This window comes from Janthinobacterium sp. GW823-FHT06H09, assembly GCF_058794735.1.
Genome location: NZ_JBXAHC010000023.1, coordinates 42,643 through 63,261, shown reverse-complemented (window position 1 = coordinate 63,261; position 20,619 = coordinate 42,643). Strand labels below are relative to the sequence as shown.

The following is a 20,619-nucleotide window of genomic DNA, read 5'->3' as shown; positions in this document are numbered from 1 at the left end:
CAAGATTTTGACAGCGGTCGATACCGTTCGCAATACCACGAACGGCATGAGGGGAATAATACAAGGTCGGATTAGCGCTTGCGCGTAATCCGACGTCACCCGCCAACAATGTTGTCGGATTACGCGCTTTGCGCTAATCCGACCTACGTTTCGGCTTTGCCCTGCGCAAACACCCAGCAAACCAAACTCACCAGCAGCCCTGCCATCACGCCATACGCCAGGTTCAGGGCGCTGTCAAACAGCAGCGGCGCCACCAGTCCCGAGACCAGCGCGAACAGCAGCATCTGGATGAACGACTGCATCGACGACGCCAGGCCGCTGTTGTTGGGGAAGTGGTTCAGGGCCATCAGGGTCATCGGCGGCATGGCGATCGATAGGGCGAACGAGTAGAAGAACAGCGGCAGCACGGCCCATGGCACTTCGGCGGCAAACACATAGTTGTAGCCGATGTTGGCCAGCGCGGCGATCAGCATCAAGATGAAGCCGGCCCAGATCATCTGGCCCTGGCTGTAGCGGTGGGCGATTTTCGCCGACAGGGCCGAACCGAACACCATGCCGCTGATCAGGGGAATGAACAGCCAGGCGAAGGCCGTTTCCGGCAAATGCAGGATGTTGATGATGAAGTAGGCGGCCGAGCCGATGTACAGGGCGAAGCCGCCAAAGGCGGCGCCGATGGCCGTCGACAGCAGCAGGAACTGACGGTGGCACAGCACTTTCCAGTAATTGACGGCGATGCCGCCCAGGTGGAAGGCGTGGCGCTGCTCCTTCGGCAGGCTTTCCGGCAGCGCGCGCCAGACGACGACGAACATCAGCACGCCGAAAGCAGTGAGGAACCAGAAAATCCAGCGCCAGCCCAGGCTGACCTGCAGCCAGCCGCCCAGCACGGGCGCGATGGCCGGCGCCAGTGCGAACACCATCATGATGTGCGAGAGGATTTTCTGCGCGGCGGCGCCGGAATAGCGGTCTTGCACGATGGCGCGGCCGATCACGGAACCGGCGCCCGCCGAGAGGCCCTGCAGCACGCGCCAGGCCAGCAGCCAGCCCAGCGACGGCGCCAGCGCGGCGCCCACGGAGGCGATCACATACAGCACCAGCGAAACGAGGATCACGGGACGGCGGCCGAAGGAATCGGACAGGGTGCCGTAAAACAGCATCATGAAGGCGAACGTGAACAGGAAAAAGCTCAGGGTCTGCTGCACCAGCAGGGGGCTGGCATTGAAATCTTGCGTGATGGCGGGGAAAGACGGCAGATAGGTGTCAATTGCAAGCGGTCCGACCATCGCCAGGCCCGCCAAAATCCAGGTTAATAATTTAGTCATGTGGAAGAGTGTTTTTGTTAGTCCGTCATTTTACGCTAGCGGCGGGAATCGGGTCCGGCGCCGCGGCGGTCTGCCATCCATATGCGTTTTTCGTATATGGAACCTTGAAATTCTTCGTTTGCACCGCTTGCCGTCACCGCTAAGCTGGGGCGACCCGGCTTGTTTGCCGTTTTTTGGAAGTGATACGCCATGCACAGTATTTATCCGGCGGCGCCCGCCGACGACACGGCCCAGTGGAATCTGGGACCCGTGATCCAGGCCTTGCGCAGCTCGCGCGAAGACAAGCACAAGATCCGCCATAACGGCAGGGTGCGTGAACTGCCGTCGCGCGAAGCGCTCACCACCATCGTCAACGGCCTGTCGGCGGCCCTGTTCCCCACGCATTACGGGCGTCCGAATCTGACCGATGAAAGCATCGACTATTTTGTCGGCGACACGCTGAACACGACTCTGAACCGACTCAGCGAGCAGGTGCGGCGCGGCTTGCTATTTTCCATACCAGCTGGCGATGAACAGAACGGCGCCAGCGACGACGCGGCGCTGGCGCAGCAGGCGCGCGACATCACGCGCGCCTTCGCCGCCAGCCTGCCCGACATCCGCGCCCTGCTGGTGTCGGACGTGCAGGCGGCCTATGCGGGCGACCCGGCCGCCACCTCGGTGGCCGAGATCATGCTGTGCTATCCGGGCACCATCGCCATCTTGTACCACCGCCTGGCCCACCAGCTGCACGCGCTCGGTGCGCCGTTCCTGGCGCGCCTGATCGCCGACATCGCGCACACCCTGACGGGCATCGACATCCACCCGGGCGCGCACATCGGCGCATCGTTCTTCATCGACCATGGCACGGGCGTGGTGATCGGCGAGACGGCCATCATCGGCCAGCGCGTGCGACTGTACCAGGCCGTCACCCTGGGTGCCAAGCGCTTTCCCGCCGATGCTTCCGGCGCGCTGATCAAGGGCACGCCGCGCCACCCCATCGTCGAGGATGACGTGGTGATTTACGCGGGCGCGACCGTGCTGGGGCGCATCACCATCGGCGCGGGATCGACTATCGGGGGGAATGTGTGGCTGACGCAGAGCGTGCCGCCTGAGAGTAACGTATCGCAGGCGCAGATGCGCAACGATTGAAAAGAATGAAAGGAAAAACGAACCCCAGCGCAGAAACTGGGGTCGTACCCTCAGGGTACGACCCCGGTATTTGCGGTTGGGTTTACTTCACCGTCAGCGCTTCATAGCGGGCCACGGGCACGCCATCCTTCAGCAGCAGCAATTCCTGGTCCGCGTAGCGGTAGCCATTGACTTCGCCCAGGGTGGTCAGGAGTTCGCGCTCGAGGTCCATGTCCTGCGGCTGGCACATCATCATGGTGCCGGCCAGCTGCGAGAAGGCCAGGGTGCTGATGCCGTCGCTGGTATAGCCGCCCATCATCTGGTTGCAGCCGCTGTTGCCGCTGGCGCGGCCTTCGGCCAGCAGCAGGGTCACGTCGCGCTGCTCGGGCGCCTTGCGCACGATTTTCTTGCCCTTCAATTCCTTCAGCTTCCACTGCGTGCCCGCCAGCTTCGGCGCCGGCTTGGCGGGCGAGGTGGCGCCGGGGGCTGCGGCGGCGGCGTCGCTGCGCACGGGCGTTTGCGCGCAGCCGGCCGTGATGGCGACGATGGCGGCGAGGGGAATCAGTCTGGCGATCTTGAACATGGCATTTCCTTCTTCAAATGAATGGCGCCAGATTAGCAGATACGCGCCGCGCCGGCGTGCACGGTTGACAAGTTCACGGCTGCTTTTCCTGCTCCAGCCGCGCCTCGAGCAGGGTGCGCGCCGCCGCCACGTAGGCGCGGCAGGCCTGCGGGTCGACGAAGGCCTCGCTGCCGGCCGTGGCGCTCGCTTCCAGGCGTTCCCATAGCTGCGACGCTTCCGGGTGGGCCGAGATCAGCACGTCGCAAGGCAGCTTTTCCAGGGTCTCGAAGCTGTGGTGCAGGTCCGCCACCGCGTTCGGATACTCGCTGCTGGCGCTGAACTTGAAGCCGGGGCGCGAGACGGTGTTGAGGCTGTCCGCGTAGACCATGTTCAGGCAGCGGGGGCCGTCGCACGATTGCCACGTCCAGCTCAGGCCTCCGGGCGTGTGGCCCGGCGTGGCGTGCGCTGTCAGTTGAATGGGGCCGACATTGAACTGGCCGCCGTCGCGCGCCAGACGCATGTCCTTGACGGGCGGGTACTTGGGCAGCGCGTGGTATTGCGGGTCGTCCGGTCCCACTTCGCCCGACGCCAGGTCCAGCGCGGCCGACGGGCTGGCGGCCACCAGCGCATTGCTGCGCCGCTGCAGCTCGGCCAGGCCGCCCGCGTGGTCGATATGGCCGTGCGAATTGAGGATCAGCTTGACGTCCTCGATGCGAAAACCCAGCGTGGCGATATTGGCGATGATCTTCGGCGCCGATTCCGGCAAGCCGCCGTCGATCAGCACATGGCCCTGCGGCGACGTGATGAGCACGGAACTGAGGCCTTTCACGCCCACATAATAGGTATTGCCGAAGATGCGGAATGGCGTCTGGTCGGCATTCCAGGTGGCACAGACCTCGCAGTCCGGCGTCGGCGGCGTGGCTGGGGCAGGTGTTTGCGCCTGGGCGGCGGAGCTGGCCAGCAGCAGGGCCAGAACCAGCGCGCGTGGTGGTGTGGGGGGCATTGTGATCCTTATCCGTGTTGCCAGTGTGACATATGCTGACACGGAACGGGGCGCGACGCAAACGCTGGCAGCGATGCCGGACAGGCTGTCGTCCGGATGGCGTACGCTCAGGCGGCGGCGAGCGTGGCGCCGGGCGGGGCCAAAGGCGCGATGCTGACCTGGCGGCCCGCGTGACTGGCGGGCAGGCGCGGGCCCTGGCCGAAGACCTTGTGGCGCAAGCTGCCTTCCTCGTAGCGGGTGCGGTAGCGGCCGCGCCGCTGCAGTTCCGGCACGATGTGGGTCACCACGTCGGCCATGCTGTCGTGCGCCACGGCGAAGGCGAGATTGAAGCCGTCGATGCCCGTCTCGTCCAGCCAGCTTTCCAGCTGGTCGGCCACCTGGCGCGCGTCGCCCACGAGCACGGGGCCGCGCCCGCCCAGGCCGATGTATTCGGCGGCCTCGCGCACCGTCCACGTGCGGTCCGGGTCGGCCTGGCTGAACGAGGCCAGCGCCGAGCGTCCGGCCGGGGAATCGATGTAGTCGATGGTGGCGTCGAGCGGATAGCGGCTGAAATCGACGCCCGTCCAGCCCGACAGCAGCACCAGCGCCGCCTCGATGTTGATGTGGCGCAAGTAGTCGGCGTGTTTGGCGCGTGCTTCTGCCTCCGTGGCGCCCGTGATGACCAGCGCCTGGGCGTAGATCAGCAGCGCTTCGCCATCGCGCCCGCTTTGCCGCACGGCGGCGCGCAAGTCGTCGGCGTAGCGCTTGACGACCGTCTTGCTGGGACCGCTGACAAACGTCGCTTCCGCATGGCGCGCCGCGAAGCGCGTGCCGCGCGGCGAGGTGCCCGCCTGGTACAGCAGCGGCGTGCGCTGCGGCGACGGCTCGCACAAATGGATGCCGGGCACCTGGTAGTGGCGCCCGGCATGGTTGATCGGATGGACCTTGGCCGGATCGGCGTAGATGCCGCGCGCCTTGTCGTTGACGACGGCGTCGTCGTCCCAGCTCTTTTCCCACAGCTTGTAGACGACGTCGAGGTACTCGTCGGCCAGGTCGTAGCGCTCGTCGTGACCCAGTTGCTGTTGCAAGCCCAGGTTGCGCGCCGCGCTGTCGAGGTAGCCGGTGACGATATTCCAGCCGATGCGGCCGCCGGTCAGGTGGTCGAGGGTGGAAATGCGCCGCGCGAACGTGTACGGATGTTCATAGGTGAGGGCGCAGGTGACGCCGAAACCCAGGTGCGTGGTGGCCTGCGCCATGATGGGCACGAGGGCCAGCGGGTCGTTCAGCGGCACCTGCACGCCGTGTTCCAGGGCCGCATCGAGGCTGCCCCGGTACACGTCATACACGCCCAGCACGTCGGCGAGAAACACCGCGTCGAACAGGCCCGCTTCCAGCAGCCGCGCCAGTTCCGTCCAGTGTGCAGGATCGGTATAGCGGTGGCTGCGGTCGCGTGCATGCGTCCACAGTCCCGGCGACTGGTGGCCGACGGTATTCATCTGGAAGGCGTTGAAGCGTATCGTCTTGGCCATGGCTTATTTGGCCGCCGTCTGCAAGGCTTGCTGGTAGTCGGGTTTCGAGTAGCCGGCAAAGTGTTTATTCGTGATGTCGAGGAATTCGCGCGAGCGGTAGGCGGCCGCCAGGTCTTTCGCGAACTGCTTGTCCTTGTCGGCCGTGCGGATGGCCACCAGGTTGATGTAGTTGGGCGAGATCTTCTCGGCCACCAGCGCGTCCGTCAGTTTCAGCCCCGACGCCAGCGCGTAATTGCCGTTGATGAAAGAGTAATCGGTGTCGCCCAGCGAGCGTGGCAGCTGCGCCGCTTCCAGCGGCAGCAGCCTGATTTTCTTCGTGTTGACGGCGATATCCTTTTCCGACGCGCGCACGGGGTCGAAGCTGGCGCGCAGCTTGATCCATCCCAGCTGGTCGAGCAGCACCAGCGCGCGCGCCTGGTTGGTCGGATCGTTCGGCAAGCCCACGGTCGTGCCTTCCTTCACGTCGTCCAGCGTCTTGTGCTTCTTGCTGTAGATGGCGATCGGCGCCGTGGGGATCGTGATCAGGTCCGTCAGGGCCAGCTTGTGCTCGAGCGCGAATTTTTTCAGGTAGACGATGTGCTGGAACACGTTGGCGTCGAGTGAACCTTCCGCCAGCGCGAAGTTTGGCTGGATGTAATCGTTGAACTCGACCAGCTTGACCTTGTAGCCCTGCTTTTCCAGGATAGGCTTGATGCCCAGCTTGATCTGGTCCGCGTACGGCCCGGCGCTGGTGCCGATGGTGATGTCTTTCGGGTCCTTGGCGTGGGCGAAGCTGGCCGTCAAGGCCAGGGTCAGGGCGGTGAGGACGATGCTGCGGCGGGCGATGGTCATGTTAACTCCTGCTTAGTGAAGAACTGGGGTCAGACCCGCCGGGTCTGACCCCGGAAGTCCGTTAAATTGCCTGCGGCGCAAATGTATCGATTCGCCCAGGCCGTGGTTTTACGAGTACGCGGTTGGCTCAGGTACCGTGCCGGTCAAGGCAAAGCGTCCCAGGTCGCGCAGCTTGTAGTCGATGGGGTCGTGCAGGGTATGCACGCGCACGTTGCGCCAGTAGCGGTCGAAGCCGTATTGGGCCGAGGTGGAGCGGGCGCCCGTCAGTTCGAACATCTGGCTGCTGATCTCCAGTCCCGCCTTGTGCGACAGGCACTTCGCCTCGGCCACGGCCACGGCCAGCAAGCCCCGTTCGCGCGCCGTGACCAGCGCGCCCTTGCGGAAGACCTTTTCCAGTTCCTGCGCCGCCGCGTCGGCCAGCACTTGCGCGGGGCGCAGCAAGAGCCACAGCTGGCCGTAGCGGTGCTGTATCAAAGGGTCATCCGTCGCTTGCGCCACGCCCGAGGCAAACCAGGCTTTCGCCTGCTCGCCCGTGTAGCGGCGCGCCGCCTCGAACGCGCCTTCGGCGATGCCCAGGTAGAGATTCGCCATGATCAGCTGCGCGATCTGCGAGCGCACGGTGGCTTGCGGCGTGGCGGCCTGCGCGGGCGCCTGCAGCACCAGCTCGCGCGGCAGGGCGACGGCCTGGAAATGCACATTGCCGCTGTCCGTCTGGCGCTGGCCGAAGGCGTCCCAGTCCGCCTGCACGGTCACGCCATCCTGGCGCGTGGGCAGGGCGGCGATCAGCGCCGTCTGCGTGGGCGCGTGCCAGGCGGAGACGGTCAGCCAGTCGGAGCCGACGGAACCGGAAGAAAAGCTCTTGATGCCATCGAGGACGTAGCCGTCACCGCTGTCGCTGGCCGCGACCCGCTTGTCGAGGGGATTCAAGGCATTACCCCAGAACAGGCGCTCGTCGACGGTCAGGGTGAGCAGGCGGCGCTGCTGCTGCGCGCTGCCGTACAGCTGCAGGCCCGCCAGTTGCAGATGGTGGAAGCCGAAGACATGCGCCAGCGCGCTGTCGGCCCGCGCCAGGATGCGGATCACCTGGTACACGAGGGGCCACGACGCGCCCTGGCCGCCGAATTCCACGGGAATCGACAGGGTCAGCAAGCCTGACTCGCGCAGCCATTCGCGTTCCTGCGCCGCATGGCCGCCGGCCTGGTCGCGGGCATTGGCCGTTTCGGCCAGGCGCGCGGCCAGCAACGTGGCGATGCTGATGGCGTCCTGCAGGGGTTCCGGCACAGGCGGCTGGGGACGGGCGGCATGGAGAAAAACGCTAGACATGGGTGACATTCCAGAAAGACGATGAGGCCGATATTGCACCGCCGGGGGCGCGCCGTACACGAAGAAAACCGCACATGGATATGCGAAAAAAGCCATGCGGGGAGGAGCGTCTTCGCTTGCGGGGCGTCAGGCCCGGATAGACAAAAAACGCATATCGAAGCGCGAAAGCATTCGTTTTATCGGGCCGCTGATGGCGATAGGCTGCAAGCATCCAAGTAGCCAAATCAAACCATCACGTACAGGGACGGGCATCACATGAGCATCTTGTTATTGGGCGGCAGCCCGCAACTCCCATCGAGTTCCAGCCGTTTGCTGCTGCATATCGGCGAACAGCTGGCGCTGCAGGGCCACAGCTACGCCAAGCTGCACGTGCGCGACCTGCCGGCGCGCGCCCTGCTGCTGGCCGACTACGACGACGCGGCGATCGCCCGCGCCGTGCGCGCCGTGGCCGATGCCGACGCCATCGTGATCGCCACGCCCATCTACAAGGCGTCCTATACAGGCTTGCTGAAAGCCTTCCTCGACCTGCTGCCGCAAGATGGCCTGGCCGGCAAGCTGGTGCTGCCGCTGGCCACGGGCGGCGGCCACGCCCACACCCTGGCGCTCGACTATGCGCTGCGTCCCGTGCTGCATGCGCTGGGCGCCAAGCAGGTCTTCACCAGCATCTATGCGAATGCGCAGCAGCTGGCGTGGCACGAAGAGGGGGGCTTGAGCCTGGACGCGCCGATCGCCGCGCGCGTGCAGGCCGGTATCGAGGAGCTGTCCACCGGCCTGTTCGTGCTGCAGGGGCGGCGTCCGCCCGCGCCAGTCGATATCTCGTTACCCGTGCGTTCGCTGCAAGACCAGCCTTACGCCCCCCAGTATCAAGCCGCCTGATTATTCACCGACCAAGGAACCGCCATGACACACCGCCACGCACAACGCCTCTCGCGCCGTACCACTCTGGGCTTGCTGTTTGCCGCCGCTGCCGGCGTGATGGCGGCCGGCATGCCGGCCACGGCGCAGGCGCAGGCCAAGGGGGAGGTCCGCATCGGTTATCAGAAATACGGCACCCTGACCTTGTTGAAGGGGCGCGGCACCCTGGAAAAACGCCTGGCCGAGCAGGGCGTGGGCGTGAAATGGACGGAGTTCCCGGCCGGCCCCGTGCTGCTCGAAGGCTTGAACGTGGGGAGCATCGATTTCGGTACCGTGGGCGAGGCGCCGCCGATCTTTGCCCAGGCGGCCGGCGCCAACCTGGTGTATGTCGGCAATGAGCCGGCGTCGCCCGCCAGCGAAGCCATCGTCGTGCCCAAGGGTTCGGGCTTGCGCACCCTGGCCGACTTGAAGGGCAAGAAAATCGCCCTGAACAAGGGCTCGAACGTGCATTACCTGCTGTTGAAGGCATTGGAAAAGGCAGGCGTCGCGTACGCCGACATCCAGCCCGTGTTCCTGCCGCCGGCCGATGCGCGCGCCGCTTTCGAGCGGGGCAGCGTGGACGCCTGGGCCATCTGGGACCCGTTCCTGGCCGCCGCCGAAAAGCAGCTGGGCGCCCGCGTGCTGGCCGATGGCAAGGGCCTGGTGGCGAATTACCAGTTTTATCTCGCCTCGCGCACGTATGCGGAAAAAAATCCCGAGATCCTGCGTATCGTGCTCGACGAAGTGGCCAAGGTCGATGACTGGGGCCGCAACAATCCGGACGAGGTGGCGACGATCCTGTCGGCGCAGACGGGGCTGGGCAAGGATGTGGTGGCGCTGGCCGCCTCGCGCTATGCGTATGGCGTCAAACCCGTGTCGCCCGACGTCATCGCCTCGCAGCAAAGGGTGGCCGACGCCTTTTCCAGCCTGAAGCTGATCCCGAAACCCATCCTTGTCAAGGATGCGCTGCTGCCGGCGCGCCAGCTGGCCACCAGCGCAAAATAAGGAACAAATATCATGTCATTGAATGTCTTCTGGTTTATCCCGACCCACGGCGACAGCCGCTACCTGGGTACGTCGCAGGGCGCGCGCCCCGTCGATGCCGATTACTTGCGCCAGGTGGCCGTGGCCGCCGACACGCTGGGCTACGACGGCGTGCTGCTGCCCACGGGCCGCTCCTGCGAAGACGCGTGGGTGGTGGCATCGTCGCTGATCAGCGTGACGCAAAAGCTCAAGTTCCTCGTGGCCGTGCGCCCCGGCCTGTCCACGCCCGGCCTGGCCGTGCGCATGGCGTCCACCTTCGACCGCCTGTCGAACGGGCGCCTGCTGATCAATGTCGTCACGGGCGGCGACCAGGGCGAACTGGAAGCGGACGGCCTGTTTGCCGACCACGCCAGGCGCTATGAAATCTCCGATGAATTCATCAAGGTGTGGCGCGCCACCCTGGCGGGCGAGGGCGGCGCGGCCGGCTACGACTTCGAGGGCAAGCATATCCAGGTGAAGGGCGCGAAAACCCTGTATCCGCCCGTGCAGAAACCGTATCCGCCCCTGTATTTCGGCGGCTCGTCGGAGCCGGCGCACGAACTGGCGGCCGAGCAGATGGACGTGTACCTGACGTGGGGCGAGCCGCCCGCCGCAGTCGCCGAGAAAATCGCCGACATCCGCGCGCGCGCCGCAAAAAAAGGCCGCACGGTACGGTTTGGCATCCGATTGCACGTGATCGTGCGCGAGACGAACGAGGCGGCCTGGCGCGCGGCTGATGAATTGATCAGCCACCTGGACGACGACATCATCGCCAAGGCGCAGGCGGCGTTCGGCAAGATGGATTCCGTGGGCCAGCAACGGATGGCGGCCCTGCATGGCGGGCGGCGCGACAAGCTCGAAGTGTCGCCCAACCTGTGGGCCGGCGTGGGCCTGGTGCGTGGCGGCGCGGGCACGGCCCTGGTCGGTGACGGTCCGACCGTGGTGGCGCGCATGCAGGAATACGCGGACCTGGGTATCGACACCTTCATTTTCTCGGGCTACCCGCACCTGGAAGAGTCGTACCGTTTCGCCGAACTGGTGTTCCCGCTGCTGGGCAAGGGCAAGGCCGTGGGCGAGCAATCCTTGAGCGGCCCCTTCGGCGAAGTCATGGCCAGCAATATCGTACCGGCCGCGCCGCAGAAAAAGGCGGCCTGAGATGGAGACGGCCGCCGTCAAGAGGTTGCCCGGCACGCCATGGCGCAATGCCTTGGCGCCATGGGCCTTGCCCGTGGCGCTGCTGCTGGCCTGGCAGCTGGCGGCGCAGTGGGGCTGGCTGTCGAGCCGCATCCTGCCCGAGCCGTGGGCCGTGGCGAAGGCTTTCTGGCATCTGGCCGTGTCGGGCGAATTGTGGCTGCACCTGAAGACGAGCTTGTGGCGCGCGACGGTGGGTTTTGTCATCGGCGCGGGACTGGGCTTGCTGCTGGGCTTATTGACGGGCAGCTTCCGCCACGCGGAAACCCTGCTCGACACGACGTTGCAAATGGTGCGCAACATCCCCGCACTGGCCCTGATTCCGCTGGTGATCCTGTGGTTCGGCATCGACGAGACGGCGAAACTCTTCCTGCTGGCCGTCGGCGTCTTCTTTCCCGTCTACCTGAACACCTTCCACGGCATCCGCTCGGCCGACCAGGGCTTGATCGAAATGGCGAAAAGCTATGGCTTGTCCGGCTGGCCCTTGTACCGCGACGTCATCCTGCCGGCCGCCATGCCCTCCATCCTGGTCGGCGTGCGCTTTTCGCTGGGGCTCGTGTGGGTGCTGCTGATCGTCGCCGAAACCATCTCGGCGCAGGCCGGCATCGGCTACATGACCATGAATGCGCGCGAATTCTTGCAAACGGACGTGGTGCTGGTGGGGATTTTGCTGTACGCCTTGCTGGGCAAGCTGGCCGATATGTTCTCGCGCCGGCTGGAGCGCCACTGCCTGCGCTGGAATCCCGCTTACCGCTAATGATTGAAGAGGACACCATGCTGCTTGCCCCCATCCAGATCGAAACGGATTTTTTGTCGCACTTCGTGCAGTACGACCCGGCCAGCGCGCCGCCGCAGGCGAAGACGGCGCCATCCACCCCTTTGCAACGGCGTGGCGTCCCCCTGGAACTGGCAAACCTGAGCAAATCCTACACCAGCCGCCCCGTGCTGAAAAACGTCGACCTGCAGCTCGAGGCGGGCGAATTTGTCGCCATCGTGGGACGCAGCGGCTGCGGCAAGAGCACCTTGCTGCGTGCGATCGCGGGGCTGGAAAGCATCGATGAAGGCAGCGTCGCCATCGGCAGCGGTGTCGGGGCGCCCGACATCCGCATCATGTTCCAGGAATCGCGGCTGCTGCCATGGAAGACGGTGCTCGACAACGTGGCCCTGGGCTTGCCCCGTTCCGTCGGCGCGGCGGCCGCCTCGCTGTGGACGGTGGGCCTGGCCGAGCGGGCGGACGACTGGCCGTCGGCCCTGTCGGGCGGGCAGAAGCAGCGCGTGGCGCTGGCGCGCGCCCTCGTGCACGAGCCGCAACTGCTGCTGCTCGACGAACCATTGGGCGCGCTCGACGCCTTGACGCGCATCGAGATGCAGCAGCTGATCGAGTCGCTGTGGCTGGCGCGGGGCTTTACGGCCGTGCTGGTGACGCACGACGTGGCCGAAGCGGTGGCGCTGGCCGACCGCGTGCTCTTGATCGAGGATGGCCAGATCACCCTGGATGTGCGGGTGGACTTGTCGCGCCCCCGTCAGCGCGGCCATGCGGATTTCGCCGCGCTCGAGCAGGCTATCTTGTCGCGGGTGCTGCAGCCGTCTCGGCCAGGACAATAAAGCCATCGCCATCGACGGTCGCCACGATGCCTTCATAGCTGGCGATGGCCGGATGGCGCGTGGCCAGCGGGTGCGCATGCGTGGCAGTGACGACGATGACCTTCGCGCCGGCCGCTTCTCCCGCCTCGATGCCGACCGAGGCATCCTCGAAGACCAGGCAATCCACTGGCGCCACGCCCAGTTTTTGCGCCGCCAGCAGGTAGCAATCGGGTTTTGGTTTACCGGCCTTGACGTCTTCCGCCGTCACCATGATCGCGGGAATGGGCATGCCGGCCGCCTTCAGGCGCGCCGTGGCCAGCGCGCGCGGCGCCGAGGTGACGATGGCCCATTGCGCGGGCGGCAGCGACGTCAAAAAACGCAGCGCGCCCGCGATTTCAATAATCCCTTCCACATCGATGATTTCCGCCTCCGTGATGCCCTGCGACTCGCGCTGCGCATCGACGCCGGGCAAGCGCAGTTTGGCGATGGTGTCGACCGAGCGCGCGCCATGGATGGTGGGCAGAAAGGCAGCCACGTCGAGGCCCTGGCGCTGTGCCCAGGTACCCCAGATGCGTTCGGCGGCGGCGATGGAATTGATGACGGTGCCGTCCATGTCAAAAAGAAAAGCCCGGTAGCGGCCGGCGGCCGATGGTGTTGGGGATGACGACGGCGAGGGCAGTGCGGACATGGCTTCCTTCCAATTGATGGGCTGGAAGCCATTGTAACGGCAGCCGGTTTTTATTTCACAGGTAGACCGATTCAAACCTGGCCACGGGCGCGCCATCCTTGAGCAGGATCAGGTACTCGCCATCGAAACGGTAGCCCGTCACGCTGTTCAAATTGGCCAGCACGGCGCTTTCCAGCTGCATCAGCGGCGGCGGGCAGGCCATGCGCGTGCCCGCCAGCTGCGTGAAGCGCAGGGCCGTGCCGGCCAGCGTGTAGCCGCCCATGACCTGGTTGCAGCCCGTAAAACCATGGACCTTGCCATCGTCGGTGAGCGTGATGCGCACTTCGCGCTCCTGCCCGGGCGCCATCGTCACGGGGGCGCCATCGAGTTCCGTCAGCTTCCAGTAGGTATTCGTCAGGCTGTACGTGGGCGTCAGGCCCGTGTCCGGCCTGGCGCTGTCGGAGGTGGCGGCGCAGCCGCCGGCCATGGCGATGGCGGCGGCGAGGGACAGGTATTTGAGGTGATGCAGCATGGAAGTCTCCTGTGAGGGGTGGAATGCCCGCAGACTAGCAGGTTTTCCGTGCCGTTCAGCGCACGGCAGCGGCGATTGTTTCCATTTTGCCAGTCCTGGCATTACACTCATGCTTTCCATTGTTTTAACCTTGATCGGGGAGCCGGGCCGATGCTGGAAGCGCAAGCGCTGGATAACCGACTGGTCGCCACCACTGGCGACGACGTGCTGATCGACCGTATCGTGCCCGGCGCGCCGCTGGTCATCGCCTTCGGCTTCGTCTCGTGGACGACGCGTCCCGCCTTCGATTTCTACGGGCGCCTGAGAAAGCTGGAGCAGGCCAGCGGCCAGCCGCTGAACAAGATCCTCGTGCGCGATTCGGGTAACGCCTGGTACCACCGCCGCATCGCGGGGCTGGGCAATCATGTCGACGAAACGGCGCAAGCCTTGCGCGAGCTCGTGCGCCGCATCGCGCCAAGTACCGTCACCACCCTCGGCCAGTCCATGGGCGGTTACGCGGCCGTCATGTATGGCTTGCTGCTCGAGGCGCAGCAAATCGTCGCCTTCGGGCCGCTGTCTTTTCTTGACGTGCAGCAGGCGCGTTTGTACCACGAACTGCGCTGGCTGCCCGTGATGGAGTCGCTGGCGCAGGATCCTCCGACCTCCGGTTATTACGACCTGGCGGCCCTGTGCCGCGCCAGGGCCACCGAATATACGCGGATGCACCTGCTGTTCGGCACCCGGCCTGACGTGGCCAATCCCGGCACGGGCGCCAGCGAATCGGTCAACCTCGACGCCATGCACGCACAGCGCCTGGCCGCCTTCGGCCGCTGCACCCTGCATCCGTTCCCCCACTCGGGCCACGCGGTGGTGCAGCACCTGATCGACACGAAGCGCATCAACGGCTTGCTGGCCAGCTGCATACTCGGTCTGACCTTGGACGATGAACCGATGCCGGACATCAGCCGCGAGTGGCAGGACTGGGTGGCGGAAAACCTGCGCCTGGGCTGCGCCGGCGAACAGCTGGTGGCGGTGCTGCAGCAGCACGGCTTTTCGCTGGCCAGCAGCATGGCGGCCGTGGATGCGGCGCGCGCCAAGGCCATATGACGCCGCAGTTCGAACTCGACACCCTGAAAATCCGCCTCGCCGCTCCCGGACTGGCGGCGCTCGACCTGCGCGTGCGCGTGCAGCGCGCGCTACGCCAGCTGATACTCGACGGCGTGCTGGCGCCCGGCGTGCGCCTGCCGGCCACGCGCACGCTGGCGCAATCGCTGGGCGTGTCGCGCGACACGGTGGAAATGGCGTATGCGCAGCTGCGTCTCGATGGCTATCTGCGGCGGCAGGCGGGATCGGGCAGTTTCGTCTCGCCGACGATAGGCGCGAGCTTGCTGGGCAAGCCTGCGACGACGCTGCCGTCCTTGTCCGCGCAGCCGGTGGCGCTCAGCGCGCGCGGCGCGCAGATACTCGCCAGCGGCGGCGTGGCCGACCAGCAAAGCGTGAAGGCGTTTGCCACGGGCTTGCCGGAAACGCGGGCCTTTCCGCTCGACGTGTGGGAGCGCTTGCGGCGCCAGGCGGCCGGCGAACACCATGCGGGCATGCTGCTGCACGGCGACCCGCAAGGCGCCGAGCCGCTGCGGCAGGCCATCGCCGACTATGTGAACCTGGAGCGGGGCGCGCGGGCCACGGCCGGCCAGGTGCTGGTGCTGAGCAGCACGCGCCAGGCCCTGTACCTGTGCGCGCAGGTGCTGGCCGACGCGCATGGCCCCATCCTGATGGAAGATCCCGGCTATTTCGGCGCGCGCAAGGCCTTCGAGATGGCGCAATTGCAGATCGTGCCCGTGCCCGTCGATGCGCATGGCCTGTCCATCGACCACCTGCGCGCGGACCGCAGCGGAGCCAACACGATTTATGTCACGCCGTCGCATCAATACCCGACGGGCGCCACCCTGGCGCTCGAGCGCCGCCTCGCGCTGACTGCCTGGGCGGCCGAGCGCCAGGGCTGGATCATCGAAGACGATTACGACAGCCAGTTTCACTACGCGGGCTTGCCGACGGCTTGCGTGCAGGGGCTCGACGCACAGCAGCGCACGATTTACCTGGGCACCTTCGCCAAGTCGCTGTATCCCGGTCTGCGCATCGGCTACATGGTGCTGCCGCCCGCGCTGGTGAAACCGATGACGTATGCGCGCAGCATTCTCGATGGTCATACGCCGCAGCTGGACCAGCTGACACTGGCCCGTTTCATCGCCGATGGCCATTTCGCGGCCCATGTGCGCGCCATGCGCAAGGTCTACGCCGTGCGCCGCGATGCGATGGCGCAGGCCGTGCAGCGGCATTTGCCGCACGTCGTCACGGCGCAGCTGCCGCCGGGCGGCTTGCAGATGCCATGTCTGCTGCACGAAGGCAGGGACGAGCTGGACACGCTACGCCTGGCAGCGCAGGCGGGCATCGTGCTGCCGGGCCTGAGCCGCTTGTACGCGACGCCACCGGAACGCGGTGGCTGGCTGCTGGGCTTTGCGGCGCTCACGCCGCACGAGATCGACAGCGGCATCGTCCGCCTGGCGCGCGCGCTGGGGTGAGCGCTGGGGTGAGCGCGCAAGTGGTCTGCCGTATGTGAAGAAATTGGCCTGCCTGGGCAGTCCATGCGACCATTAAGATGCTCCCTTTCAATGGCAGGGGCATACACATGACAGCAACCACCACCACCACCACCACCGCCGCGATGGCCGACCGGGCGCGCTGGCGCGACCTGGCGTCCCCCGCCATGGCCGCCTTCATCTCCGTCCTCGTAAACTATGGCGGCACCTTCGTGCTGGTGTTCCAGGCGGCCCAGCTGGCCCAGCTGAGCGCCGCGCAGACGGCGTCCTGGGTCTGGTCGCTGAGCATCGGCGTGGGCGTGACGGGCATCTGGCTCAGCTACCGCTACCGCGCTCCCATCATCACGGCCTGGTCCACGCCCGGCGTGGCTTTCCTGGCCACCGTCATGCCGCATACGCCGTATGCCGAGGTGATCGGCGCGTATATCATTTCCGCCATCGCCTTCATTGTGCTGGGCATGTCCGGCGCCTTCGAGCGCCTGGTGCGGCTGATTCCTGGCGGCATCGCCGCCGGTTTGCTGGCCGGCATCCTGCTGCAGTTTGGCGTCAACGCGTTTGGCGGCGCCAGCGCCGATCCCGTGCTGGTCGTCTTATTGCTGCTGTCGTACGCCGTGCTGCGTCGTTTTACGGCACGTTTTGCCGTGGTGGGCATCATGCTGATCGGTCTGGCCCTGCTGCTGGCGCAGGGGCGCATCGATGCGCAAGGCATCGAACTGGCCCTGGCCGCACCCGTGTTCGAGATGCCGCGCTTTTCCGTGGCGTCGCTGCTGGGCGTGGCGCTGCCCCTGTTCCTGATTACGCTGACGGGGCAATACATGCCCGGCATGCTGGTGCTGCGCAATGACGGCTACGCCGTCAGCGCCAATCCGATTTTGACGGTGACGGGCCTCGGTTCGCTGCTCATGGCGCCGTTCGGCGCGCACGCCTTCAATGTGGCCGCCATCACGGCCGCCATCTGCACGGGCAAGGATGCCCATGCGGACCCGTCGAAGCGCTATGTGGCGGGCCTGGTGTGCGGCGTGCTGTACATCCTCGTGGGCATCTTTGGCGTGACCCTGGCCAGCCTGTTCATGGTCTTGCCGCGCCCCTTCATCACGGCGCTGGCGGGCCTGGCCCTGCTGGGCGCCATCGGCAACAGCCTGGCGCAGGCGATGGCGGACGCGCGCATGCGCGAAACGGCCCTGATTACTTTCCTGGCCACGGCCGCGAACGTGACCCTGCTGGGCGTGGGCGGCGCCCTGTGGGGACTGGCGGCGGGGCTGGCTGCGCATGGGCTGATGCATGGCTGGCGCAAGGCGGCATAGCAAGACAGGTTGCCCATGTTGCCAGGCGGCGCATACAATTGCTGCGCCCGTGCCCGTTGGCACCGTACTTTCTCCGATGTGAGCGATGGACGACCTGACTTCCCTGGCGCAGTATCTGCTGGCGATCACGCCTGCCTTCCTCGTCTGTGCCGCCTTGCTGCTGGCCGCTCCCCGGACGGTACCGCTGCTGCGCGTGCTCGTGCATATCCTGTTTTTCGTGCTGGCGCGCGACGCGATGACGGCGCACGGCTACTGGCAAGTGGCGGCGGGCGGCTTGCGCTTCACGGCGCCGCCACCGGTCTTGCTGGCGCTGGGCGCCATGTCGCTGGGGCTGGTGGCAAGCACGTGTTGGCTGGAAAGCGAGGCGCGCGGCCAGATCCGCTGGCTGGGCATGCGGCCAGCCCTGTCCGTATTGCTGGGCGTGGCGGGCGCGTGCGTGATCGTTGCGCTGGCGGCGGGCTTGAAAGCGCTGTTCGGCTTGCCGTCCTTGCCGCCCGTCGCGTCATCCACGCTGCCCTTGCTGCTGGGTTTTGCGCTGGCGGCCAACTGTTATGAGGAATTGCTGTTCCGCGGCTTGCTGCAGCAGCAATTGCGCGCCTGGCTTCCCGCCTGGCGCGCGGCGCTGGTGTCGGGCCTGCTGTTCGGCCTGTGCCACGCCTTTCTCGCCACAACCGTCACGCAGGTGGGCGCGCCCATCCTCGTGTTCACCGTGATCGAAGGCGTGGTGGCGGGGCTGGTATATTGCCGTGCCGGCTTGTTGGGCGCATCGCTGGCCCATGGCCTGGCGATTTTTGCGCTGGCGGCCGGCTGGGTGTGAATGTCTACTAATTAATGAAAAGCGAGAAAGCGATGCCTGTCAGTTCCTACCTGAATACCCGTCCTGTGCTGGGCGAAAGAGTCTACCTGCATGACACGGCGCAAGTGATTGGCGATGTGCAGATCGGCGACGACTGTTCCATCTGGTGCAACAGCGTGCTGCGCGGCGACGTCAACCGCATCGTCATCGGCGAGGGCAGCAATATCCAGGACTTTTCCATGGGCCATGTGTCGCACAGGAATGCGGCCAAGCCCGATGGTTCTCCGTTGACCATCGGCAATTACGTGACCATCGGCCATTCCGTGATCCTGCACGGCTGCACGATTGGCGACGAATGCCTGATCGGCATGGGCAGCATCGTCATGGATGACGTGGTGGTGGAAAAGCACGTGATGCTGGGCGCTGGCAGCCTGGTGTCGCCGGGCAAGGTGCTGGAAAGCGGCCATCTGTATGTGGGCCGGCCCGCCGCCAAGGTGCGCGCACTGACCGAGGCGGAGATCGCCTACCTGCGCTATTCGGCCGAGCATTATGTGCGCGTCAAGAACAATTATCTGGCCGGCGGCGGCTACGCCTGACCGCCAGCGCCATCAAGGCGGCGCAGTTCCGGCCGCGGCGCCAGATCGTGCGGCAGGCGCAGGCCTGACACGAGGCCCAGGCGCCGCAAGAGCAGCAGCATCCACCAGCCCGGGTCCCATTCGCCCGGCAGCAGGCCCAGCCTGGCCGAGCCTGGATACGCGTGATGGTTGTTGTGCCAGCATTCGCCCATGGTCAGCAGCGACGTCAGGCGGATATTCCTGCCTTGTACGGCGGCGCCGTCGACATGAAAGTGCATCTGCCCATGGTTGTGGGCGAAGTAGCCGATCAGCCAATGGCCGAGCACGCCGGCGCTGACCCGCGCGCAGACACCCCAGCAGACGAAGCCCCAGCCGCCCCAGGCGAAGCACAGCACGGCCCACGGCAATTGCTGCAGCATCCAGCTTCTTTCCAGGAAACGGTAAAAGCGGTCGTGCGCGATGCGCGGCTCGATGGCGATGTGCGGCGGGTGGTCGAGTTCCAGGCGGCAGAATAATTGCCACCAGGCATCACGCCAGAAGCCGGCGCCGTGGCGCAGATAGGGGTGGCAATCGGGCAGGCGCTGCGCATAGTCGCGCAGTTCGTGCTGGCGCAGCAGGCCCAGCGGGCCGCTGAGGCCCACCAGCACGCCCAGGTAGACGAGCGTATATTCCAGCCACTGGGGGCATGCAAAGCTGTCGTGGATCAGCTTGCGGTGGCTGCCCAGCGAGTGGCCGAACAGCAGGACGACGGCCGTGCCGGCCGCAAACAGCAGCAAGCCGGCCCAGCTGAAGAAGCACAGGGCGCCCGTCACGGCGCCGGCCAGCATGGCTAGCAGCCACAGCGATTGCAGCGGCGCGTAACGCACCGTGCCGTCCAGTACGCTGCCGGCATGGGTGGCGCGGGCGCGGTGGCCGTCCAGGCTGGCTGCGGACATCAGCCCTTGGGGGCCGACGACGGTTGCGTGTACTTGTCGAAGTTGGTGATGTAGTCGTTGAAGTTGTCGGTCAGCATGCGCTTGTACTGTTCCGTGAAGAAGGCCACGGCGCCTTCCTTCTCTTCCTGCATCTTGGCCACGTCGTTGCTCTTGCTGGCGACGAGGAAGGCGTTGAAGCGGGCGGCCGCGTACAGCAGCGAGGTGGCCACTTCATTGCCGCCGCTGTGCATGCATTGTTCATTGGCCAGGGCGATGACCTGGTCGGCGCGTTCCCAGAATTCCGGGCCTGGTGCTGGTTTTGTCGTTGGTGTGCTCATAGAAATCCCTCATGAAAGTGCGCGCCAGTCTACACAGGGGGGCGCGGGCTGTCCAGCCGCGCGGCCGCCTGTCAGGGCGCTTGCAGGATCTGTGCGACCAGCACGGCCAGCGGCTGGCGGATGTCGAGCACCATGCCGGCTTCGTCCGGCAGCAGCGGCTGCAGGGTGGCCAGCTGGCTGTCGAGCAGGCTGGCCGGCATGAAATGGCCGGGGCGCTGCAAGCGGTTTTCCAGCACGGCGCGCGGGCCGTCCAGGTGGGCGAAGCGCAGGGCCGGGTCGCCTTCGCGCAGCACGTCGCGGTAGGCGCGCTTCAGGGCCGAGCAGGAGACGACGAGGCCGCTGCCTTGCGCGCGGGCCGTGGCGATCCGGTCGCGCAGGGCGGCCAGCCAGCCGGCCCGGTCGGCATCGTCGAGCGCGATGCCGGCGGCCATCTTGGCCACGTTTTCCGGAGAATGCACGTCGTCGCCTTCCACGTAGGGCACGTGCAAGGCCTCGGCCAGCAGGCTGCCGACGGCGCTCTTGCCGCAGCCGGACACACCCATCACGACCCAGCGCACGGCGGGCACGCCCAT

General features: G+C 66.1%; 22 protein-coding genes. 11 read left to right on the top strand and 11 right to left on the bottom strand.

Going from position 1 to position 20,619, the window contains the following annotated elements:
* Nucleotides 1-143: 143 nt before the first annotated feature.
* Nucleotides 144-1,319 (bottom strand): multidrug effflux MFS transporter, encoded by a 1,176-nt coding sequence (locus AC1Q6X_RS26320; RefSeq protein ID WP_492498878.1) that lies wholly within the window; start codon nucleotides 1,317-1,319, stop codon nucleotides 144-146.
* Nucleotides 1,320-1,508: 189 nt separating this feature from the next.
* On the opposite strand from AC1Q6X_RS26320, the gene epsC reads away from it, so the two are divergent.
* Nucleotides 1,509-2,447, top strand: a complete 939-nt coding sequence (gene epsC, locus AC1Q6X_RS26315; RefSeq protein ID WP_230505348.1) for a serine O-acetyltransferase EpsC — start codon at nucleotides 1,509-1,511, stop codon at nucleotides 2,445-2,447.
* A gap of 82 nt (nucleotides 2,448-2,529) precedes the next feature.
* On the opposite strand, the gene AC1Q6X_RS26310 is transcribed toward epsC, so the two are convergent.
* The 5 genes from AC1Q6X_RS26310 to AC1Q6X_RS26290 form a co-directional block, all read right to left on the bottom strand.
* Complete coding sequence (locus AC1Q6X_RS26310; protein ID WP_492498877.1) at nucleotides 2,530-3,009, bottom strand: META domain-containing protein; 480 nt, start codon at nucleotides 3,007-3,009, stop codon at nucleotides 2,530-2,532.
* A 73-nt stretch (nucleotides 3,010-3,082) separates the two neighbouring features.
* On the bottom strand, nucleotides 3,083-3,991 hold the full coding sequence (bla, locus tag AC1Q6X_RS26305) for a subclass B3 metallo-beta-lactamase (RefSeq protein WP_492498876.1): 909 nt from the start codon (nucleotides 3,989-3,991) through the stop codon (nucleotides 3,083-3,085).
* 107 nt (nucleotides 3,992-4,098) lie between these two features.
* Nucleotides 4,099-5,499, bottom strand: coding sequence for an LLM class flavin-dependent oxidoreductase (locus AC1Q6X_RS26300; protein ID WP_492498875.1), 1,401 nt, complete (start codon nucleotides 5,497-5,499; stop codon nucleotides 4,099-4,101).
* A gap of 3 nt (nucleotides 5,500-5,502) precedes the next feature.
* Nucleotides 5,503-6,330: a MetQ/NlpA family ABC transporter substrate-binding protein gene (locus tag AC1Q6X_RS26295; RefSeq protein WP_492498874.1), complete on the bottom strand. Its 828-nt coding sequence runs from the start codon at nucleotides 6,328-6,330 to the stop codon at nucleotides 5,503-5,505.
* A 108-nt stretch (nucleotides 6,331-6,438) separates the two neighbouring features.
* Nucleotides 6,439-7,653, bottom strand: a complete 1,215-nt coding sequence (locus AC1Q6X_RS26290) for an acyl-CoA dehydrogenase family protein (protein WP_492498873.1) — start codon at nucleotides 7,651-7,653, stop codon at nucleotides 6,439-6,441.
* Nucleotides 7,654-7,908: 255 nt separating this feature from the next.
* Between AC1Q6X_RS26290 and ssuE the strand changes: the two genes are divergently transcribed.
* From ssuE to AC1Q6X_RS26265, 5 genes are read left to right on the top strand one after another with little or no spacing between them, the layout of a single operon-like run.
* On the top strand, nucleotides 7,909-8,529 hold the full coding sequence (ssuE, locus tag AC1Q6X_RS26285; protein WP_230505357.1) for an NADPH-dependent FMN reductase: 621 nt from the start codon (nucleotides 7,909-7,911) through the stop codon (nucleotides 8,527-8,529).
* Nucleotides 8,530-8,553: 24 nt separating this feature from the next.
* Nucleotides 8,554-9,552 carry a sulfonate ABC transporter substrate-binding protein gene (locus AC1Q6X_RS26280; RefSeq protein WP_492420134.1) on the top strand — a complete coding sequence of 333 codons (999 nt, stop codon included), beginning with the start codon at nucleotides 8,554-8,556 and terminating at the stop codon, nucleotides 9,550-9,552.
* Between the two features lie 12 nt (nucleotides 9,553-9,564).
* Complete coding sequence (ssuD, locus tag AC1Q6X_RS26275) at nucleotides 9,565-10,725, top strand: FMNH2-dependent alkanesulfonate monooxygenase (RefSeq protein WP_492498872.1); 1,161 nt, start codon at nucleotides 9,565-9,567, stop codon at nucleotides 10,723-10,725.
* 1 nt (nucleotide 10,726) lies between these two features.
* Complete coding sequence (ssuC, locus tag AC1Q6X_RS26270; protein ID WP_492498871.1) at nucleotides 10,727-11,518, top strand: aliphatic sulfonate ABC transporter permease SsuC; 792 nt, start codon at nucleotides 10,727-10,729, stop codon at nucleotides 11,516-11,518.
* A 17-nt stretch (nucleotides 11,519-11,535) separates the two neighbouring features.
* Complete coding sequence (locus AC1Q6X_RS26265; RefSeq protein ID WP_492498870.1) at nucleotides 11,536-12,366, top strand: ATP-binding cassette domain-containing protein; 831 nt, start codon at nucleotides 11,536-11,538, stop codon at nucleotides 12,364-12,366.
* On the opposite strand, the gene AC1Q6X_RS26260 is transcribed toward AC1Q6X_RS26265, so the two are convergent.
* Nucleotides 12,323-13,033 (bottom strand): HAD-IA family hydrolase, encoded by a 711-nt coding sequence (locus tag AC1Q6X_RS26260; protein ID WP_492498869.1) that lies wholly within the window; start codon nucleotides 13,031-13,033, stop codon nucleotides 12,323-12,325. The two genes, AC1Q6X_RS26265 and AC1Q6X_RS26260, sit on opposite strands and share 44 nt — an antisense overlap.
* Nucleotides 13,034-13,088: 55 nt before the next feature.
* Entirely contained in the window at nucleotides 13,089-13,544 is a 456-nt protein-coding gene (locus AC1Q6X_RS26255; RefSeq protein ID WP_492498868.1) for an META domain-containing protein, read from the bottom strand.
* 150 nt (nucleotides 13,545-13,694) lie between these two features.
* Here AC1Q6X_RS26255 and AC1Q6X_RS26250 point away from each other — a divergent pair, with 150 nt between their 5' ends.
* From AC1Q6X_RS26250 to AC1Q6X_RS26230, 5 genes are all read left to right on the top strand, one after another.
* Nucleotides 13,695-14,630, top strand: a complete 936-nt coding sequence (locus tag AC1Q6X_RS26250; RefSeq protein WP_492498867.1) for a hypothetical protein — start codon at nucleotides 13,695-13,697, stop codon at nucleotides 14,628-14,630.
* Nucleotides 14,627-16,102, top strand: coding sequence for a MocR-like pyridoxine biosynthesis transcription factor PdxR (gene pdxR / locus AC1Q6X_RS26245; protein WP_492498866.1), 1,476 nt, complete (start codon nucleotides 14,627-14,629; stop codon nucleotides 16,100-16,102). The genes AC1Q6X_RS26250 and pdxR overlap by 4 nt, the downstream gene beginning before the upstream one ends.
* A 143-nt stretch (nucleotides 16,103-16,245) precedes the next feature.
* Nucleotides 16,246-17,424 carry a benzoate/H(+) symporter BenE family transporter gene (locus AC1Q6X_RS26240; RefSeq protein WP_492498879.1) on the top strand — a complete coding sequence of 393 codons (1,179 nt, stop codon included), beginning with the start codon at nucleotides 16,246-16,248 and terminating at the stop codon, nucleotides 17,422-17,424.
* A gap of 85 nt (nucleotides 17,425-17,509) precedes the next feature.
* Nucleotides 17,510-18,241, top strand: a complete 732-nt coding sequence (locus tag AC1Q6X_RS26235; RefSeq protein ID WP_230505370.1) for a CPBP family intramembrane glutamic endopeptidase — start codon at nucleotides 17,510-17,512, stop codon at nucleotides 18,239-18,241.
* Between the two features lie 32 nt (nucleotides 18,242-18,273).
* The gene (locus AC1Q6X_RS26230) at nucleotides 18,274-18,816 is read left to right on the top strand and encodes a gamma carbonic anhydrase family protein (protein WP_492498865.1); all 543 of its coding nucleotides are present in this window, start codon (nucleotides 18,274-18,276) and stop codon (nucleotides 18,814-18,816) included.
* On the opposite strand, the gene AC1Q6X_RS26225 is transcribed toward AC1Q6X_RS26230, so the two are convergent.
* From AC1Q6X_RS26225 to AC1Q6X_RS26215, 3 genes are all read right to left on the bottom strand, one after another.
* Nucleotides 18,807-19,730, bottom strand: a complete 924-nt coding sequence (locus AC1Q6X_RS26225) for an acyl-CoA desaturase (protein ID WP_492498864.1) — start codon at nucleotides 19,728-19,730, stop codon at nucleotides 18,807-18,809. The genes AC1Q6X_RS26230 and AC1Q6X_RS26225 overlap by 10 nt on opposite strands.
* Nucleotides 19,730-20,047 carry a DUF3144 domain-containing protein gene (locus tag AC1Q6X_RS26220; protein WP_034782889.1) on the bottom strand — a complete coding sequence of 106 codons (318 nt, stop codon included), beginning with the start codon at nucleotides 20,045-20,047 and terminating at the stop codon, nucleotides 19,730-19,732. Before AC1Q6X_RS26220 ends, AC1Q6X_RS26225 begins: the two co-directional genes overlap by 1 nt.
* Before the next feature lie 71 nt (nucleotides 20,048-20,118).
* Entirely contained in the window at nucleotides 20,119-20,619 is a 501-nt protein-coding gene (locus AC1Q6X_RS26215) for a gluconokinase (RefSeq protein WP_409026656.1), read from the bottom strand.

Excerpts from the sequence above, each read along its gene's own strand:
- AC1Q6X_RS26230 (WP_492498865.1), top strand. The coding sequence starts at position 18,274 with ATGCCTGTCAGTTCCTACCTGAATACCCGTCCTGTGCTGGGCGAAAGA.
- ssuE (WP_230505357.1), top strand. The coding sequence starts at position 7,909 with ATGAGCATCTTGTTATTGGGCGGCAGCCCGCAACTCCCATCGAGTTCC.
- AC1Q6X_RS26310 (WP_492498877.1), bottom strand. The coding sequence starts at position 3,009 with ATGTTCAAGATCGCCAGACTGATTCCCCTCGCCGCCATCGTCGCCATC.
- ssuD (WP_492498872.1), top strand. The coding sequence starts at position 9,565 with ATGTCATTGAATGTCTTCTGGTTTATCCCGACCCACGGCGACAGCCGC.
- pdxR (WP_492498866.1), top strand. The coding sequence starts at position 14,627 with ATGACGCCGCAGTTCGAACTCGACACCCTGAAAATCCGCCTCGCCGCT.
- AC1Q6X_RS26320 (WP_492498878.1), bottom strand. The coding sequence starts at position 1,319 with ATGACTAAATTATTAACCTGGATTTTGGCGGGCCTGGCGATGGTCGGA.
- AC1Q6X_RS26220 (WP_034782889.1), bottom strand. The coding sequence starts at position 20,047 with ATGAGCACACCAACGACAAAACCAGCACCAGGCCCGGAATTCTGGGAA.
- AC1Q6X_RS26215 (WP_409026656.1), bottom strand. The coding sequence starts at position 20,619 with ATGGGCGTGCCCGCCGTGCGCTGGGTCGTGATGGGTGTGTCCGGCTGC.
- AC1Q6X_RS26255 (WP_492498868.1), bottom strand. The coding sequence starts at position 13,544 with ATGCTGCATCACCTCAAATACCTGTCCCTCGCCGCCGCCATCGCCATG.
- ssuC (WP_492498871.1), top strand. The coding sequence starts at position 10,727 with ATGGAGACGGCCGCCGTCAAGAGGTTGCCCGGCACGCCATGGCGCAAT.
- AC1Q6X_RS26265 (WP_492498870.1), top strand. The coding sequence starts at position 11,536 with ATGCTGCTTGCCCCCATCCAGATCGAAACGGATTTTTTGTCGCACTTC.
- epsC (WP_230505348.1), top strand. The coding sequence starts at position 1,509 with ATGCACAGTATTTATCCGGCGGCGCCCGCCGACGACACGGCCCAGTGG.
- bla (WP_492498876.1), bottom strand. The coding sequence starts at position 3,991 with ATGCCCCCCACACCACCACGCGCGCTGGTTCTGGCCCTGCTGCTGGCC.
- AC1Q6X_RS26300 (WP_492498875.1), bottom strand. The coding sequence starts at position 5,499 with ATGGCCAAGACGATACGCTTCAACGCCTTCCAGATGAATACCGTCGGC.
- AC1Q6X_RS26260 (WP_492498869.1), bottom strand. The coding sequence starts at position 13,033 with ATGTCCGCACTGCCCTCGCCGTCGTCATCCCCAACACCATCGGCCGCC.
- AC1Q6X_RS26240 (WP_492498879.1), top strand. The coding sequence starts at position 16,246 with ATGGCCGACCGGGCGCGCTGGCGCGACCTGGCGTCCCCCGCCATGGCC.
- AC1Q6X_RS26280 (WP_492420134.1), top strand. The coding sequence starts at position 8,554 with ATGACACACCGCCACGCACAACGCCTCTCGCGCCGTACCACTCTGGGC.
- AC1Q6X_RS26235 (WP_230505370.1), top strand. The coding sequence starts at position 17,510 with ATGGACGACCTGACTTCCCTGGCGCAGTATCTGCTGGCGATCACGCCT.
- AC1Q6X_RS26225 (WP_492498864.1), bottom strand. The coding sequence starts at position 19,730 with ATGTCCGCAGCCAGCCTGGACGGCCACCGCGCCCGCGCCACCCATGCC.
- AC1Q6X_RS26295 (WP_492498874.1), bottom strand. The coding sequence starts at position 6,330 with ATGACCATCGCCCGCCGCAGCATCGTCCTCACCGCCCTGACCCTGGCC.
- AC1Q6X_RS26250 (WP_492498867.1), top strand. The coding sequence starts at position 13,695 with ATGCTGGAAGCGCAAGCGCTGGATAACCGACTGGTCGCCACCACTGGC.
- AC1Q6X_RS26290 (WP_492498873.1), bottom strand. The coding sequence starts at position 7,653 with ATGTCTAGCGTTTTTCTCCATGCCGCCCGTCCCCAGCCGCCTGTGCCG.